Genomic DNA, 17,159 nt, shown 5'->3' on the forward strand with positions numbered 1-17,159 from the left:
TGTTGAGTTCTCAAGGAACGGTCGCTTCCTTTGTACTCACCCTCTCGGGCTTTCCTCCGGGCTTCCCTTCGGTGTTTCCGACTCTATCAGATCTTCTCTCGATCCGATTTCCTCGGTGCTTTCCAGGTTCCCGCTCTCGCGTTTCCCTTTCCGGCGGTCCCGACTTTATCAGAAGTTCTGAGTCGGTTTTCCCACCCGCTCGGGCACCTGTGTCCAGCGCATGAAGTGCTGGGGTTCCCGGTTGGGCGGAGCCGTAAACGTACTGGAGCGGGGCGCCCCGATGCAAATCGAGACGCCCCGCTCCGGGCTCGCGTCGGCCGGCTGCCGACGAGGCGTCAGACCTCCACGACCACCGGCAGGATCATCGGCCTGCGGCGATAGGTGTCCGAGACCCACTTGCCGAGGGTGCGGCGGACGAGTTGCTGGAGCTGGTGGGGCTCCACGACACCGTCCTGGGCGGACCGCTCCAGCACTTCCGTGATCTTCGGGATGACGTCGGTGAAGGCCGAGTCCTCGATGCCGGAACCGCGCGCCTGGACGTGCGGGCCGCCGGTGATCTTTCCGGTGGACGAGTCCACGACCACGAAGACCGAGATGATCCCCTCGTCACCGAGGATCTTGCGGTCCTTGAGCGCCGGCTCGCCGACGTCACCGACGGAGAGGCCGTCGACGTAGACGTAACCCGCCTGGACCTTGCCGGAGATCTTGGCCTTGCCCTCGACCAGGTCGACCACCACGCCGTCCTCGGCGATGACGATCCGGTCGTGCGGGACACCCGTGAGGGCGCCCAGCTCGGCGTTCGCGCGCAGGTGGCGCCATTCGCCGTGGACAGGCATCAGGTTCTTCGGGCGGCAGATGTTGTAGAAGTACAGCAGCTCGCCCGCGGACGCGTGGCCGGAAACATGCACCTTGGCGTTGCCCTTGTGGACGACGTTGGCGCCCCAGCGGGTCAGGCCGTTGATCACGCGGTAGACCGCGTTCTCGTTCCCGGGGATGAGGGAGGACGCCAGGATGACCGTGTCGCCGTCGACGATCCGGATCTGGTGGTCCCTGTTGGCCATCCTCGACAGCGCCGCCATCGGCTCGCCCTGGGAGCCCGTGCAGACCAGGACCACCTCGTGGTCGGGCAGGTCGTCCAGCGTCCGGACGTCGACCACCAGGCCCGGCGGGACCTTCAGGTAGCCGAGGTCGCGGGCGATGCCCATGTTGCGGACCATGGAGCGGCCGACGAAGGCGACCCGACGGCCGTACTCGTGGGCGGCGTCCAGGATCTGCTGGATGCGGTGGACGTGGCTGGCGAAGCTCGCCACGATGATCCGCTTGCGGGCGCTTGCGAAGACCTGCCGCAGCACGTTGGAGATGTCGCGCTCGTGCGGGGTGAAGCCCGGGACCTCGGCGTTCGTGGAGTCGCTGAGCAGGAGGTCGATGCCCTCCTCGCTCAGCCGGGCGAAGGCGTGCAGGTCGGTGAGGCGGTTGTCCAGCGGAAGCTGGTCCATCTTGAAGTCGCCGGTGTGCACCACCATGCCGGCGGGGGTGCGGATGGCGACGGCCAGGGCGTCCGGGATGGAGTGGTTGACGGCGACGAACTCGCAGTCGAAGGGGCCGACGCGCTCGCGGTTCCCCTCCGCCACCTCGAGGGTGTACGGGCGGATGCGGTGCTCCTGGAGCTTGGCCTCGATGAGGGCGAGGGTCAGCTTGGAGCCGATCAGCGGGATGTCCGGCTTCTCGCGGAGCAGGAACGGGACACCGCCGATGTGGTCCTCGTGGCCGTGCGTGAGGACGATGCCCTCGATGTCGTCGAGACGGTCCCGGATGGACGAGAAGTCCGGCAGGATCAGGTCGATTCCGGGCTGCTCCTCCTCCGGGAAGAGCACTCCGCAGTCGACGATCAGCAGACGGCCGCCGTACTCGAAGACCGTCATGTTTCGGCCGATCTCGCCGAGGCCGCCGAGCGGGGTGACCCGCAGGCCCCCCTCCGGGAGCGGCGGGGGCGGACCGAGTTCGGGATGCGGATGACTCAAAAGACCCTCCTCACCACACGCGCCACGTACCGGTCGGGCACGTGGCGCGCATGACGTTCGTGCAGAAGCAGTTGTCGTTGTGGGGTGCGGGCGCCGGTGGCCCGCGTCTTCTGTTGTTCTTCAGTTGTGAAGCCCGTGTGGTGCCAAGTCTGTTGTCAGAGCTGTACCCCGCCGGCAGCAAGATCGATCTTGAGTTGGGCGATCTCCTCGGGCGAGCACTCGACCATGGGCGAGCGCAGGGGGCCCGCGGGCAGGCCCTGCAGAGCGAGCGCGGCCTTGGTGGTCATCACGCCCTGGGTGCGGAACATGCCGGTGTAGACCGGGAGCAGCTTCTGGTGGATCTCGGTGGCCTTGACGACGTCGCCGGAGACGTACGCGTCGACCAGGGCGCGCAGGTCGGGGGTGACGACGTGGCCGACGACCGAGACGAAGCCGACCGCGCCCACGGAGAGCAGCGGGAGGTTCAGCATGTCGTCGCCGGAGTACCAGGCGAGTCCGGACCGGGCGATGGCCCAGCTGGCGCGGCCGAGGTCACCCTTGGCGTCCTTGTTGGCGACGATCCGGGGGTGCTCGGCGAGCCGGACGAGGGTCTCGCTGCCGATCGGGACGCCGCTGCGGCCGGGGATGTCGTAGAGCATGACCGGCAGGCCGGTGGCGTCCGCGACGGCCGTGAAGTGCCGGTAGAGGCCCTCCTGCGGGGGCTTGTTGTAGTACGGCGTGACGACCAGCAGGCCGTGTGCGCCGACGCGCTCGGCCTCGCGGGCCAGCTCGATGCTGTGGTGGGTGTCGTTGGTGCCGACGCCGGCGACGACGTGGGCACGGTCGCCGACCGCCTCCAGTACGGCTCGTACGAGGTCCGATTTCTCCGCATCGCTGGTGGTGGGGGACTCGCCGGTGGTGCCGTTGACGATCAGGCCGTCGTTGCCTGCGTCCACCAGGTGGGCGGCGAGCCGCTGCGCGCCGTCGAGGTCGAGTGCGCCGTCCGCCGTGAAGGGCGTGACCATGGCGGTGAGGACCCGCCCGAAGGGGGTCTGCGGAGTCGAGGTCGGAGCCATGGGTAACACGCTACTCGGTGCTCAATGCGTGGTCTGCCCGCGGGGTGCCGGGAAAGTCAGGACAAATGCGGAGCCCGGCACTGCCTGCTCGGGGGTTCAAGCAGTGCCGGGTCCGTTTGATCAGGCTAGATGAACTTCTCTAAATGCCGCAATACGGACACTTCGCGAGGCTGATCCGGACATCCGTTCCTGGCGGGGGAACAGAGCTTCGTAGGCCTTTCCTACGGGGCCACGCGCCCGTTGGCGTTGAAGGCCGCGTACGTGAGCGGCATGAGCTTCGCCCACTCCGCCTCCATCTTCTCGCCGACCATCTCGATCTCCCGCTGCGGGAAGGACGGCACCCTGGCCAGCTCGTGCTGGGTGCGCAGACCGAGGAAATGCATCAGGGAGCGGGCGTTGCAGGTGGCGTACATCGAGGAGTACAGGCCGACGGGGAGGGCCGCGCGGGCGACCTCACGGGCGACGCCCTCGGCGAGCATCTTCTGGTAGGCCGCATAAGCCTGCTCGTACGACTCGCGCAGCGTGCTGCTGACGGCCTCGTGCTGGGCCGGGGTGCCCTCGACGAAGACGTACTTGCCGGGGCGGCCCTCCTGCACCAGCTTGCGGTCGGCGCCGGGGACGTAGAAGACCGGCTCCAGCTCCCGGTAGCGCCCGGACTCCTCGTTGTACGACCAGCCGACGCGGTGCCGCATGAACTCGCGGAACACGAAGATCGGGGCGCTGATGAAGAACGTCATCGAATTGTGCTCGAACGGGCTGCCGTGCCGGTCGCGCATCAGGTAGTTGATCAGCCCCTTGGAGCGCTCGGGGTCCTTCTTCAGCTCGTCCAGGGACTGCTCGCCGGCGGTCGAGACCCGCGCGGCGAAGAGGACGTCGGCGTCCGAAGCGCTGGACTTCACCAGCTCGACGGTGACGTCACTGCGGAACGTGAGCGACTCGGGGGTGGTCACGGGGGTTGGGGTCCTTCCCATCACAGCTGTGGTTCGCGCCCACCTTACGGGGCACCCGCCGGGGCCACGGCAGGACCTCACCTCAAAAATCCCACCACGGATTTTTTCCGACATGGGCACCTTTTGTGTCACTCGAGCGTCTGTACCGGTGAGGCCTGCTCGTTCGATCCCCGAGAGGAGACGTACCCCCGATGTTCCGTCGCCGCGAGCCCGTACCCTTCGCCTTCCTGGCCGAGGCGGACCGGTTCCGCAGCAATGTCACTCCCCCGCCCCGTCAGCGGGTGTCCTTCGGCGAGATGGCCGGGCGCTGGCTGCTGGGGCTGACGATCGTCGCCGGGCTGGTGGGAGCCCTCATACTCGGCATGCCGGCGATGTCCACGCAGTCCAGTACGCCGGCACAGCAGTCCCAGGCCTCACAGGGGCACTGACCCTTCCGGCCGCCCACGGGTGGTGAGCGGGAACACCGGCGGATAGCCTCACCGGGCACAGCTCACGCAAGGATTGTGAGGACCAGCCGTGCCCCTGTCCTTCCTGACGGCCGACCGGACCTTCGAGGCCGCCGCAGAGAGCGCGCTGCCGTACGACGACCGGGAGCGCTGGCGGCGCCCCTACCGCCCCGGCCCCTGGCGTGTGGCCGCGGCGGCGCTGGTGCTGCTGTTCGCCTCCTTCGTGCTCTTCGCCGCGGTGGCCCTCGCCCTGACCGATTCGGTCTCCTCCGGCGGAACGGTCTTCGTCGCGGCGCTCATGGTGATCGCCGGCGCTCTGCGGCTGCTGCGCATGGGTGTGTGGGTGAGCGGCCGGGGGCTGCGCCAGGTCGGTTTCCTGGTGACGCGTACGGCGCCGTGGGCCCGGGTGATCTCCGTGCGGACGGTGCAGCAGCCGGTGCGCTGGCTGGGGCTGCCGCGGACGGTACAGGGGCAGGCGCTGGTGCTCGTACGCAAGGACCGGTCGGCCGGGGACGCGGCCCCGCTGCTGACCACGCACACACTGGACTTCCTGGGCCGCCCGGCCGCGTTCGACCGGGCCGCGGATGTGGTGGAGGCGTGGGCGGCCGAGTGCGGCCGGGGGCGCAGCTGAGCGCCCCGAAGGGGCTCGGGTAGCTGCGCGGCCAGCCGCAGCGCACTCGCACTTGCACTCGCGCACGGCCTGAGGCGTCTCGGCGGGTGGGCGCCGACGGGCGGGGTCGGGCGCCTCTCCAAGAGGCGCCTCGATTCAGGCCTGGACCGGTTTTCCGTCGTGCAGGGCGATAGCCCGTTGCATCGCCTTTCGGGCCCGAGGCGTGTCGCGGGCGTCGTGGTAGGCGACGGCGAGGCGGAACCAGCAGCGCCAGTCGTCGGGGGACGTCTCGGTCTCGGTCTTGCGCCTGGCGAAGACCTCGTCGGCCGAGTCGCGGTCGATCCGGCCGCTGGGCAGGCGCTTCAGCTCGTCGACCGGCAGGCCGCCCTCGGCGTCCAGTTCGGCGGCGAGGGCGTTGGCCCTGCGGACGAACTGGGTGTTCTTCCACAGGAACCACAGGCCGATGACCGGCAGGATCAGCACCGCGACGCCGAAGGTGACGGTGATGACCGTGCCGGACTCGATGAGCATCACGCCGCGGCTGCCGACCAGGACGAAGTAGAAGACCAGGACGGCGGCCGTGACGAGGTAGGTGATCTTCGCGCGCATGGCCTGTCTCAGCTCAGGTCCAGGAAGTGCTCCAGGCCGATTGTCAGGCCCGGAGTGGTCACCACGCGGCGGGCGCCCAGCAGGATGCCCGGCATGAAGCTGCTGTGGTGCAGGGAGTCGTGACGGATGGTGAGGGTCTCCCCCTCGCCGCCGAGCAGTACCTCCTGGTGGGCCAACAGGCCACGCAGGCGGACGGCGTGGACCGGGATCCCGTCGACGCTGGCGCCCCTCGCGCCGTCCAGGGCCGTGGCCGTGGCGTCCGGTGCCGGGGCCGTACCGGCCGCCCGGCGGGCCTCGGCGATGAGCTGGGCGGTGCGGGTGGCCGTGCCGCTCGGGGCGTCCACCTTGTTCGGGTGGTGCAGCTCGACCACCTCGACCGACTCGAAGTACGGCGCGGCGATCTGCGCGAACTTCATCGTCAGCACGGCCCCGATGGAGAAGTTCGGCGCGATGAGCACACCGGTCCGGGGGGACTCGGCGAGCCGGCCCTTCAGCCGCGCGAGGCGCTCCTCGGTCCAGCCCGTCGTACCGACGACCGCGTGGATGCCGTGGCGCACGCAGAAGTCGAGGTTGTCCATGACGGAGTCCGGGGTGGTCAGCTCCACGGCGACCTGGGCGCCGGCCGCCGTCAGCGTCTCCAGGGTGTCGCCCCGGCCGAGGGCGGCGACCAGCTCCATGTCCTCGGCGGCCTCGACCGCCCTGACCGCCTCGGACCCGATCCGGCCCTTGGCACCGAGGACCGCCACGCGCAGCTTGCTCATCTCTTGCTTCCTTAGGGGAGTGACCGGAAGGGATTAGGCGACGGCGTCGTGCAGCCGCGCGGCCTGCTTGTCCTTCAGTGGGCCGATGACCGACAGCGAAGGGCGCTGTCCCAGGATGTCGCGGGCGACCGCGCGGACCTCGTCCGGGGTGACCGCCGCCATCCGGTCCAGCATGTCGTCGACGGAGATCTGCTCGCCCCAGCACAGCTCGCTCTTGCCGATGCGGTTCATCAGCGCGCCGGTGTCCTCGAGGCCGAGGACGGTGGAGCCCTGGAGCTGGCCGACGGCGCGGGCGATCTCGTCGTCGGTGAGGCCGTTGGCGGCGACGTGGTCGAGTTCGTCGCGGCAGATCCTCAGCACGTCGTGCACCTGGCTCGGCCGGCAGCCGGCGTACACGCCGAACAGGCCGCAGTCGGCGAACCCGGAGGTGTACGAGTACACGCTGTAGGCCAGGCCCCGCTTCTCCCGGACCTCCTGGAAGAGGCGGGAGGACATGCCGCCGCCGAGGGCGGTGTTGAGCACGCCCATGGCCCAGCGGCGGTCGTCGGTGCGGGCCAGGCCCGGCATGCCGAGGAGGACGTGCGCCTGCTCGGTCTTCCGGCCGAGCAGCTCGACCTTGCCGGACGTGCGGATCGTACGGCTGCCGTCGCGCGGGGCGATGGGCTGCGCGTGCGGGTTCTTGAACGCGTCCGCCTTCTCGAAGGCCGCGCGGACCTGTCGTACGACCTTGGCGTGGTCGATGTTGCCGGCGCAGGCGACCACGAGGTGGGTCGGGTCGTAGTGCTTCCTGTAGAAGCGGCGGATGCGGTCGGCGGTGAGGGCGTTGACGGTGTCGACCGTGCCGAGGACCGGGCGGCCGAGGGCGTTGTCGCCGAACATGGTGTGCGCGAACAGGTCGTGCACACAGTCGCCCGGGTCGTCCTCGGTCATGGCGATCTCTTCGAGGATCGCGCCGCGCTCGACGTCGACGTCCTCCTCGAGGATGAGCGAGCCGGTCAGCATGTCGCAGACGACGTCGATGGCGAGCGGCAGGTCGGTGTCGAGCACACGCGCGTAGTAGCACGTGTACTCCTTCGCCGTGAACGCGTTCATCTCGCCGCCGACGGCGTCGATGGCGGAGGAGATGTCCAGCGCGCTGCGCTTGCGCGTGCCCTTGAAGAGCAGGTGCTCCAGGTAGTGCGTGGCGCCGTTCAGGGCCGGCGTCTCGTCGCGGGAGCCGACGTGGGCCCAGATGCCGAAGGTCGCGGAGCGGACCGAGGGCAGGGTCTCGGTGACGATGCGCAGGCCGCCCGGGAGGGTGGTCTTGCGGACCGTGCCGATGCCGTTGGTGCCCTTGATGAGGGTTTGGGTACGGGCGACGGCCCGCGCCTCCGAAGAGGTGCGGGCCGTCGCCTTGGAGCTACGGGACGTCACTGCTCGGCGTCGTCCTTCGAGGTCTCGTCGTTGCCTTCCTCGCCCTCGATCACCGGAACGAGGGAGAGCTTGCCGCGGGAGTCGATCTCGGCGATCTCGACCTGGACCTTCTGGCCCACGCCGAGGACGTCCTCGACGTTCTCCACGCGCTTGCCGCCGGCGAGCTTGCGGATCTGCGAGATGTGCAGCAGACCGTCCTTGCCGGGCAGCAGGGAGACGAACGCACCGAAGGTGGTCGTCTTGACGACCGTACCGAGGTAGCGCTCGCCGACCTCGGGCATCGTCGGGTTGGCGATGCCGTTGATCGTGGCGCGGGCGGCCTCGGCGGAGGGGCCGTCGGCGGCACCGATGTAGATCGTGCCGTCGTCCTCGATGGTGATCTCGGCGCCCGTGTCCTCCTGGATCTGGTTGATCATCTTGCCCTTGGGGCCGATGACCTCACCGATCTTGTCGACCGGGATCTTGACGGTGATGATCCGCGGGGCGTGCGGGCTCATCTCGTCGGGCCGGTCGATGGCCTCCATCATCACGTCGAGGATGTGCAGGCGGGCGTCGCGGGCCTGCTTGAGGGCCGCGGCCAGGACGGAGGCCGGGATGCCGTCCAGCTTGGTGTCGAGCTGGAGGGCGGTCACGAACTCCTTGGTGCCGGCGACCTTGAAGTCCATGTCACCGAAGGCGTCCTCGGCACCGAGGATGTCGGTGAGGGTGACGTAGTGCGTCTCGCCCTCGATCTCCTGGGAGATCAGGCCCATGGCGATACCGGCGACCGGCGCCTTCAGCGGCACACCGGCGTTCAGCAGCGACATGGTGGAGGCGCAGACCGAGCCCATGGACGTCGAGCCGTTGGAGCTCAGCGCCTCGGAGACCTGACGGATCGCGTACGGGAACTCCTCGCGCGTGGGGAGCACCGGCACGAGCGCGCGCTCGGCGAGCGCGCCGTGGCCGATCTCGCGGCGCTTGGGGGAGCCGACGCGGCCGGTCTCACCGGTGGAGTACGGCGGGAAGTTGTAGTTGTGCATGTAGCGCTTGCGGGTCACCGGGGAGAGGGTGTCCAGCTGCTGCTCCATGCGGAGCATGTTGAGGGTGGTGACGCCCAGGATCTGGGTCTCGCCCCGCTCGAACACCGCGGAGCCGTGCACCCGCGGGATGGCCTCGACCTCGGCGGCCAGCGTGCGGATGTCCGTCACGCCACGGCCGTCGATGCGCTTCTTCTCCTTGATGACGCGCTCACGGACCAGGGTCTTGGTCAGCGAGCGGTACGCGGCGGAGATCTCCTTCTCGCGGCCCTCGAACTCCGGCAGGAGCTTCTCGGCGGCGAGCCCCTTGACGCGGTCCAGCTCGGCCTCGCGCTCCTGCTTGCCGGCGATGGTGAGCGCCTGGGCGAGCTCGGGCTTGACGGCGGCGGTCAGGGCCTCGAGGACGTCGTCCTGGTAGTCCAGGAAGATCGGGAACTCGGCGGTCGGCTTGGCGGCCTTCGCGGCGAGGTCGGCCTGTGCGCGGCACAGGACCTTGATGAAGGGCTTCGCGGCGTCCAGACCGGCGGCGACGACCTCCTCGGTCGGCGCCTCGGCGCCGCCCTCGACCAGCTTGATGGTCTTCTCGGTGGCCTCGGCCTCGACCATCATGATCGCGACGTCGCCGTCCTCCAGGACGCGGCCCGCCACCACCATGTCGAAGACGGCGTCCTCGAGCTCGGTGTGCGTCGGGAAGGCGACCCACTGGCCGCGGATCAGCGCGACGCGGACGCCGCCGATCGGGCCGGAGAAGGGCAGACCGGCCAGCTGCGTGGACGCGGACGCGGCGTTGATCGCCACGACGTCGTACAGGTGGTCGGGGTTGAGCGCCATGATCGTGGCGACGACCTGGATCTCGTTGCGCAGGCCCTTCTTGAAGGACGGGCGCAGCGGGCGGTCGATCAGTCGGCAGGTGAGGATGGCGTCCTCGGACGGCCGGCCCTCACGGCGGAAGAAGCTGCCGGGGATCTTCCCGGCCGCGTACATCCGCTCCTCGACGTCCACCGTCAGGGGGAAGAAGTCGAGCTGGTCCTTGGGGTTCTTGGAGGCGGTGGTGGCCGACAGCACCATGGTGTCGTCGTCCAGGTACGCCACGGCGGAGCCGGCGGCCTGCTTGGCCAGGCGGCCCGTCTCGAAGCGGATGGTGCGGGTGCCGAAGGGACCGTTGTCAATGACGGCCTCGGCGTAGTGGGTCTCGTTCTCCACTAGCGTTTTCTCCGTTACGTATCGTCTTTCGTCCCTTGGCTGCCCGTGTGGCAGGGGGACGGTGGTGGAGAAGCGCGCCGTCTGGTGCGGGCCGGTCTTCGATCGAAGCACCCGGGGCTCGCATCCCCCGGGGGCCACTACCGAGGACCGGCGGCGGCGAGGAGCGCTTCTCCTCGTTCTCGTCGTACGTCGTGGTGCGTCGTACGCCGTTCTGTGTCGTGCGTATTGCGTTGTGCTACCACACTACAAAGCGTGAGTGACACTCCGCACGTTTCCGCATGCACGACGAAGGGAGCGGTCCCCGGAGGCTACCGGGAACCGCTCCCTTCATGGCGTCTTACTTGGCGCCCGCCGCACCACGGCGGATGCCGAGGCGGTCGACCAGCGTACGGAAGCGCTGGATGTCCTTCTTCGCCAGGTACTGGAGAAGGCGGCGGCGCTGACCGACGAGGATCAGCAGGCCACGACGGGAGTGGTGGTCGTGCTTGTGGGTCTTGAGGTGCTCCGTCAGGTCGGAGATCCGACGGGAGAGCAGAGCAACCTGGACCTCGGGGGAGCCGGTGTCACCCTCCTTGGTACCGAACTCGCCGATGATCTGCTTCTTCGTAGCGGCGTCGAGCGACACGCGTACTCCTCATAGTCTGTTGAGTGCCACCGAGTGCCCCCGGTCTACGTCTCGGGGGAGCTTCCGTTACTCGGGAGGCGGGGATCCGCTGGGCGCGGCCACCAGAACCGACGGCTCCGGGGGTGCGTACACAAACGGCCGCCACCCAGGGTACCAGCAGGTGGCCGGCGCCTTTCCACCGCTCCGCGAACCGCCCGGGCGGGAGGCGGCGGGCCACTAGGGTGAGCGCCGGGACCGTACGCACGCCGGAAGGGGATCGCGCCACGATGACGGAGACGGAAGCGGAGATCAAGGCACGCAAGGAGCGGGAGCGGGACGAGCTGTACGCGCTCGACATCTCGGGCGTGGAGTGGCACTGCGCGCCCGGCACGGAGGAGCACGAGGAGCGCGTCGAGATCGCGTACCTGCCCGACGGCGCCGTGGCGATGCGCTCCTCCCTCGACCACGACACCGTGCTGCGTTACACCGAGGCGGAGTGGCGGGCATTCGTGCTGGGGGCGCGGGACGGGGAGTTCGACCTGGAGCCCAGCGAGCGCAACGGCGGTCTCGCGGCGCAGTGAACGGAACGCGGAAAAAGGGCGGCACGCATGCGTGCCGCCCTTTTTCCGTAGCGCCGGTCCTCAGCTGGTCATCGCCCGTGCGCGCGCGTACACGTCGAACACGGCCAGCGCCAACGGGATCAGCGTGAGCAGGACGAAGCTCTCGGCGATCTCCAGGAAGCGCCCCCAGAAGGGGGTGACACCGCGCCGCGGAGTGATCAGACCGATCGCGGTGACCAGGGCGGTGGCCGCGCCGACCGCCGCGGCGAGCCAGACGCTGCGGATGTCGAGGGCGGTGGTGTCGCCCTGGAATGCGTCGATCAGGTACCCCCGGGGCGGGTTCAGGGCGAGCCCGAGCCCGAGGAAGACGATCGCGGCGAGGCCCGCGGCCAGGGTGGCACCGACCTGCGCGGTGTAACGGAACAGGTGCGCCCGCATCAGCATCGCCAGGCCGGTCGCGAGCGCCAGGAGCTGGGCCCAGGTGTTGCTGGAGAAACCGAGGACGATCGACGCGCCCACGGCGACGAGGGCGCAGCCCCCGACGAGGCCGACGAGGAGTTCGTGGCCGCGCCGGGCCTGGGCGGCCACCCGCTCGGCGTCCACGGGCTCCTGCGGGGCGGGCTCGGCGGTGCCGTAGCCGCCGCGGGAGGGGTTGGGCGGTTCGAAGCCGATGGGCAGGCGCGCGAAGCGCATGGACAGCCCCGGCAGGAAGGCCAGCGCCACCACGGACAGCGGGGCGCAGATGGCGGCCGTCTCGATGGGCCGCAGGTCGGTGAGGGTCGCGATGAAGGTGGTGATCAGACCGATGGCGGAGGCGAAGAGGAACGCCACGAAGGGTCCGTCGCCGCCGGGCGAGACCAGGGTGAGCACCAGGGAGGCGACGAGGACCGCGGTGCAGGCGAGCAGGAACTGGAGCCGCCCGATGCCCTGGCCGTCGGCGAGGGGCAACAGCCCGGAACCGGCCACGCCGATGTTGGGCAGGGCGCCGAGTCCCAGCGCGACCGCGGAGCCTCGGTCGTCGTACACACGCGCGCGGACGCAGGCGAGGGTGACCAGCAGGACGCCGGTGACGCCCGCGATGATGCCCTGCAGGCTGTGCATGTCGTGGTGGACCTGGGAGCTCCAGGCCACGAACGCGAGCAGCGCCGGCAGGATGCCGCCGGCGACGAGTCCGGCGGCGCGGGTGAGGTCGCCGCTCCACAGGGTGCGGTCGCGGGTGACGGCGGAGGCCACCGCCTCGGAGACGTCGTCGAGGACGGCGGGCGGCAGCGACTCGGCGAACGGGCGCAGGGTGAGCAACTCACCGTCCAGGATGCGCTGTGCCGTGAAGGACCGGGCGCCGTCGAGGACGGTCCCGTCCCGCCGTACGAGGTGGTAGCCGACCGGAGCGCCCTCGGCGGGGCTCTGCTGGGACAGGCGCAGGATCTCCGGGTACAGGTCGGCGACCGGTACGTCGTCGGGCAGCGCCACGTCGATACGACTGTCGGGCGCCACGATGGTGACCCGGCAGAAGCCGAATCCCATGCCCGCCCCGGAAGGGGCTCCGGTGCCCGGTCCGCCGGTCGCGCCGGCCGGCGCGGAGGCCGTCATGCTCACCTGCTGTTCCCCCTCGTCGGTGGTGGGGCGGCCACGGTGCCGCCGCGCACGTTCCGCCCGTAAAAATCCTGTGTAGGTTGTGCGGCGCCCCCCGCTCAACCGGTCGACCGAGCGGTCGCATCCGGGGTCTGCGGGGAGGCGCCCCCTTCGAACAGTTGCGGATTGCCCGGGTTTTCCCGGAACGATTCGCAACTGCTCACGCGTCTCACCGGCACCCTACCGCCAGCCGTTGTCAGTGGTTGTCAGTAGGATCGCGCTTCGCGATCGACGTTCGCCTGACACGGGGCGGCGGACGAAACATCTCGGTCCGGCAAGGGAATTGGTGCGTAGTGAGCCACATCGTCGTCAAGCGCCCACCGCGGGCACTGCCGAAGGAAGTGCCCACGGACGAAGTCGTACTGGAGGCGCCGCCGGAACTGCCGCGCGGCCAGCAGGAAAGCGCTTGGATGCAGCTCCTGCCCATGCTGGGCATGGGCGGGTCCGTGGTGTTCTTCTTCAACCCCCAGGCCCAGCCGTTCATGAAGATCATGGGCCTGCTGATGGTGGCCTCGACGCTCGCCATGGGCATCTCGATGCTCGTGCGCTACCGCCGCGGCAACCAGGGGCAGATGGCGGACATGCGCCGTGACTACCTCCGCTACCTCTCCCAGACCCGGCGCTCCGCCCTCGACACCGCCAAGGCCCAGCGCGACGCCCAGTACTACCTGCACCCTTCGCCGGAGCAACTGTGGGCACTGGTCGCCGAGGGCAGCCGGGTGTGGGAGCGGCGTACCGGTGACGAGGACTTCGGGCAGGTGCGGGTGGGGCTCGGCCCGCAGGCCCTGGCCACCGCCCTGATCCCGCCGCAGACCGCCCCGGTGGACGAGCTGGAGCCGCTGACCGCGGGCGCCATGCAGCGCTTCCTGGCCACGCACAGCACCCTCGAAGAGCTGCCGATGGCGGTCTCGTTGCGCGCCTTCTACCACGTGACGATCAGCGGTGAGCCCGGCACCGTGCGCGGCGCCGCCCGTGCCGTCGCCGCCTCCCTCGCCTCGCTGCACTCACCCGAGGACCTGGTCATCGCCGTCGTCACCGGGCGTCAGTCGGCGCCCGAGTGGGAGTGGGCCAAGTGGCTGCCGCACGTACAGGCCCCGGGCCTCGCCGACGGCGCCGGCAGCATCCGTCTGATCACCACCGACCCGGTGGAGCTGGAGGACCGGCTCTCCTCCCGCCTCCAGGGCCGCCCGCGCTTCCACCCCGGTGGTCCCCCGGTTGCCGAGCAGCCGCACCTGGTGGTCGTGCTCGACGGCATCTCCCTGCCCCCCACGTCGCTGCTGGCCAACCCCGAAGGCCTGCAGGGCGTGACGGTCCTGGAGGTCGTGCCGGGCGACCTCACCGTCGGCCGCGGCGACCTCTCCGTCATCGTGCACCCCGAGGAACTGCGCCTGGAGTCGGCGCACGGCATGGTCTACGAGGGGACACCCGACGTCCTGTCGTACGAGGCCGCCGAAGCCCTCGCCCGCCAACTGGCGCCGCTGCGGATGGGGTCGGGCGGTGACGACGGCGAACCGCTGCTCGCGAACCTGGAGTTCACGGATCTGCTGAACCTGGGTGACGCGGCTTCCGTCGACCCGAAGCGGACCTGGCGGCCACGCTCGCAGTCGGAGCGGCTGCGGGTGGCGATCGGTCTCGGTGAGGACGGCCGGCCCGTGATGCTCGACCTCAAGGAGGCGGCACAGGAGGGCATGGGCCCGCACGGCCTGTGCGTCGGTGCGACCGGTTCCGGCAAGTCGGAGCTGCTGCGTACGCTGGTGCTCGGCCTCGCCGTGACCCACTCGTCCGAGACGCTGAACTTCGTCCTCGCCGACTTCAAGGGTGGTGCCACGTTCGCGGGCATGGCGCAGCTGCCGCATGTGGCGGCCGTGATCACCAACCTCGCGGACGACCTGACCCTCGTCGACCGCATGGGCGACTCGATCCGCGGTGAGCTCAACCGCCGCCAGGAGATGCTGCGCGACGCGGGCAACTACGCCAACATCCACGACTACGAGAAGGCCCGCGCGGCCGGCGCCCCGCTGCAGCCGATCCCGTCCCTGGTCCTGGTGATCGACGAGTTCAGCGAGCTGCTGACCGCCAAGCCCGACTTCATCGAGATGTTCGTGCAGATCGGCCGTATCGGCCGTTCGCTGGGCGTGCACCTGCTGCTGGCCTCGCAGCGCCTGGAGGAGGGCCGCCTGCGCGGCCTGGAGACGTATCTCTCGTACCGCATCGGTCTGCGGACGTTCTCGGCGGCCGAGTCCCGCGCCGCGCTCGGCGTCCCGGACGCCTACGAGCTGCCGAACGTCCCGGGTTCCGGTTTCCTGAAGTTCGGCACCGACGAAATGGTGCGCTTCAAGGCGGCGTACGTCTCCGGCGTGTACCGCACGAGCTCGCAGCAGGCCGCGGCGCTCGGCGGCCCGCTGCCCGTCGACCGCAGGCCGGTCCTGTTCACGGCGGCCGAGGTGCCGGTGCAGTATGCGCCGGTCCCGCAGCAGCGTCAGGAGACGGCAGCCGAGCGGCAGGACGACGCACTCGCCGACACCGTGCTCGACGTGATCGTGCGGCGCCTGGAGGCGCAGGGTCCGGCCGCGCACCAGGTGTGGCTGCCCCCGCTGGACAGCCCGCCGTCGCTCGACACGCTGCTGCCGGGGCTCGCCCCGGTGCCCGGCCGCGGCATGACCCAGCCGGGCTACGAGGGCGCGGGCCGGCTCGTCGTCCCGGTCGGCCTCATCGACAAGCCCTACGAGCAGCGCCGCGACCCGCTGTGGCTCGACTTCGGCGGCGCGGCCGGCCATATGCAGATCATCGGTGGCCCGCAGTCCGGCAAGTCGACGCTGCTGCGCTCGGTCATCGCGTCGTTCGCCCTCACCCACACCCCCTATGAAGTGCAGTTCTACGGCCTGGACTTCGGTGGCGGCGGTATGGCCGCGGTGGCCGGCCTGCCCCATGTGGGCGGCGTGGCCTCCCGCCTCGACCCGGAGAAGGTCCGTCGTACGACGGCCGAGGTGTACGGCGTCATGACCCGCCGCGAGGAGTACTTCCGCTCCACGGGCATCTCCTCCATCGCGGAGTTCCGCTCCCGCCGCGCGCGCGGCGACATCTCGGTCACGGACCAGCCCTGGGGCGACGTCTTCCTCGTCATCGACGGCTGGGGCAACTTCCGCACGGACTACGAGGCCCTGGAGCCGCTGGTCCTGGACATGGCCCAGCGCGGTCTCGGCTACGGCATCCACGTGATCATCACCGCGTCGCGCTCGATGGAGGTCCGGGCGAACCTCAAGGACCACCTGATGAACCGCCTCGAGCTGCGGCTGGGTGACCCCATGGACTCCGAGATCGACCGCAAGGTCGCGGCCAATGTGCCCACCGGCGTGCCGGGCCGCGGCCAGACCCCGCAGAAGCAGCACTTCATGGCGGCGGTCCCGCGCATCGACGGCCTCTCCTCCGACACGGACCTGGCGGAGGCGACGACCGCTCTCGCGGCCGAGGTCACCCGGCACTGGCAGGAGCCCGGCGCACCGGAGGTCCGTCTGCTGCCCCGCGAGTTCGCGGCGGCCCAGCTCCCGCCGGGCGACCGTTTCCCGAACCGGGGCATCTCCTTCGCCCTCGACGAGGACAACCTCGAGCCGGTGTTCGTGGACTTCGAACAGGACCCGTTCTTCCTGGTGTTCGGTGAGAGCGAGTCCGGCAAGTCGAATCTGCTGAAGCTGCTGATCAAGCGCCTCACCGAGCGCTACGACGGTCACAGCTGCAAGCTGTTCGTCGTCGACAACCGCCGCTCGCTGATCGGGGTGACCCCGGACTCGCACCTGGCCGAGTACATCCCGATGTCGAACCAGATGCAGCACCACATGGACGCGCTGGCCGACCTGATGCAGCGCCGCACGCCGACGGCCGACGTGACCCCGGAGCAGCTGCGCAACCGCAGCTGGTGGCGGGGCCCCACGGTGTACGTCGTCATCGACGACTACGACCTGGTCTCCACCTCCAGCGGCAACCCGCTGGCGGGCCTGACGGAACTCCTCCCCTTCGCCCGCGACGTCGGCGTCCGCTTCATCATCGCGCGCTCCACGGCGGGCGCCGGCCGCGCCGGCTACGAGACCTTCATGCAGCGCATCAAGGAACTCGGTGCCCAGGGCGTGGTTCTCGCGGGTGACCCGGCGGAGGGCGAACTGCTGGGCGGCGTGCGCCCGCGGCCGATGCCCGCGGGGCGGGGCATCTTCGTGTCGCGGAAGCGGGGGAAGCCGATGGTGCAGGTGGGGGTGGTGGAGTCCTAGGGGACGTTCACTTTCGGAGC

At 70.0% G+C, this 17,159-nt stretch carries 13 protein-coding genes; 4 read left to right on the forward strand and 9 right to left on the reverse strand.

What is annotated here, in order from left to right:
• Positions 1–335: 335 nt before the first annotated feature.
• The 3 genes from ACZ7GZ_RS28610 to thyX form a co-directional block, all read right to left on the reverse strand.
• Entirely contained in the window at positions 336–2,021 is a 1,686-nt protein-coding gene (locus tag ACZ7GZ_RS28610; protein ID WP_471028528.1) for a ribonuclease J, read from the reverse strand.
• A gap of 155 nt (positions 2,022–2,176) precedes the next feature.
• Positions 2,177–3,076 carry a 4-hydroxy-tetrahydrodipicolinate synthase gene (gene dapA / locus ACZ7GZ_RS28615; RefSeq protein ID WP_471028530.1) on the reverse strand — a complete coding sequence of 300 codons (900 nt, stop codon included), beginning with the start codon at positions 3,074–3,076 and terminating at the stop codon, positions 2,177–2,179.
• Between the two features lie 221 nt (positions 3,077–3,297).
• A complete protein-coding gene (thyX, locus tag ACZ7GZ_RS28620) occupies positions 3,298–4,047 on the reverse strand; it encodes an FAD-dependent thymidylate synthase (RefSeq protein WP_471028532.1) in 750 nt (249 codons plus the stop codon).
• 170 nt (positions 4,048–4,217) lie between these two features.
• Between thyX and ACZ7GZ_RS28625 the strand changes: the two genes are divergently transcribed.
• Together ACZ7GZ_RS28625 and ACZ7GZ_RS28630 are read left to right on the forward strand one after the other, a co-directional pair.
• Entirely contained in the window at positions 4,218–4,454 is a 237-nt protein-coding gene (locus tag ACZ7GZ_RS28625; RefSeq protein WP_471028534.1) for a hypothetical protein, read from the forward strand.
• 88 nt (positions 4,455–4,542) lie between these two features.
• On the forward strand, positions 4,543–5,103 hold the full coding sequence (locus tag ACZ7GZ_RS28630) for a hypothetical protein (protein WP_471028536.1): 561 nt from the start codon (positions 4,543–4,545) through the stop codon (positions 5,101–5,103).
• A gap of 135 nt (positions 5,104–5,238) precedes the next feature.
• On the opposite strand, the gene ACZ7GZ_RS28635 is transcribed toward ACZ7GZ_RS28630, so the two are convergent.
• The 5 genes from ACZ7GZ_RS28635 to rpsO all read right to left on the reverse strand — a co-directional run bounded on the left by ACZ7GZ_RS28635 (position 5,239) and on the right by rpsO (position 10,709).
• Positions 5,239–5,691, reverse strand: a complete 453-nt coding sequence (locus ACZ7GZ_RS28635) for a hypothetical protein (protein ID WP_471028537.1) — start codon at positions 5,689–5,691, stop codon at positions 5,239–5,241.
• 8 nt (positions 5,692–5,699) lie between these two features.
• On the reverse strand, positions 5,700–6,452 hold the full coding sequence (gene dapB, locus ACZ7GZ_RS28640; RefSeq protein WP_471028540.1) for a 4-hydroxy-tetrahydrodipicolinate reductase: 753 nt from the start codon (positions 6,450–6,452) through the stop codon (positions 5,700–5,702).
• A 33-nt stretch (positions 6,453–6,485) separates the two neighbouring features.
• Entirely contained in the window at positions 6,486–7,865 is a 1,380-nt protein-coding gene (locus tag ACZ7GZ_RS28645) for a M16 family metallopeptidase (RefSeq protein ID WP_471028541.1), read from the reverse strand.
• On the reverse strand, positions 7,862–10,084 hold the full coding sequence (locus ACZ7GZ_RS28650; protein WP_471028543.1) for a polyribonucleotide nucleotidyltransferase: 2,223 nt from the start codon (positions 10,082–10,084) through the stop codon (positions 7,862–7,864). The genes ACZ7GZ_RS28645 and ACZ7GZ_RS28650 overlap by 4 nt, the downstream gene beginning before the upstream one ends.
• Positions 10,085–10,421: 337 nt before the next feature.
• Positions 10,422–10,709 carry a 30S ribosomal protein S15 gene (rpsO, locus tag ACZ7GZ_RS28655; RefSeq protein WP_053664877.1) on the reverse strand — a complete coding sequence of 96 codons (288 nt, stop codon included), beginning with the start codon at positions 10,707–10,709 and terminating at the stop codon, positions 10,422–10,424.
• 266 nt (positions 10,710–10,975) lie between these two features.
• On the opposite strand from rpsO, the gene ACZ7GZ_RS28660 reads away from it, so the two are divergent.
• Positions 10,976–11,269: a DUF397 domain-containing protein gene (locus tag ACZ7GZ_RS28660; RefSeq protein WP_471028545.1), complete on the forward strand. Its 294-nt coding sequence runs from the start codon at positions 10,976–10,978 to the stop codon at positions 11,267–11,269.
• Positions 11,270–11,329: 60 nt separating this feature from the next.
• On the opposite strand, the gene eccD is transcribed toward ACZ7GZ_RS28660, so the two are convergent.
• The gene (eccD, locus tag ACZ7GZ_RS28665) at positions 11,330–12,838 is read right to left on the reverse strand and encodes a type VII secretion integral membrane protein EccD (protein ID WP_471028675.1); all 1,509 of its coding nucleotides are present in this window, start codon (positions 12,836–12,838) and stop codon (positions 11,330–11,332) included.
• A gap of 335 nt (positions 12,839–13,173) precedes the next feature.
• Between eccD and eccCa the strand changes: the two genes are divergently transcribed.
• A complete protein-coding gene (eccCa, locus tag ACZ7GZ_RS28670; protein ID WP_471028549.1) occupies positions 13,174–17,139 on the forward strand; it encodes a type VII secretion protein EccCa in 3,966 nt (1,321 codons plus the stop codon).
• Positions 17,140–17,159 lie beyond the last annotated feature (20 nt).

Source organism: Streptomyces sp. NPDC037288, from assembly GCF_055603265.1.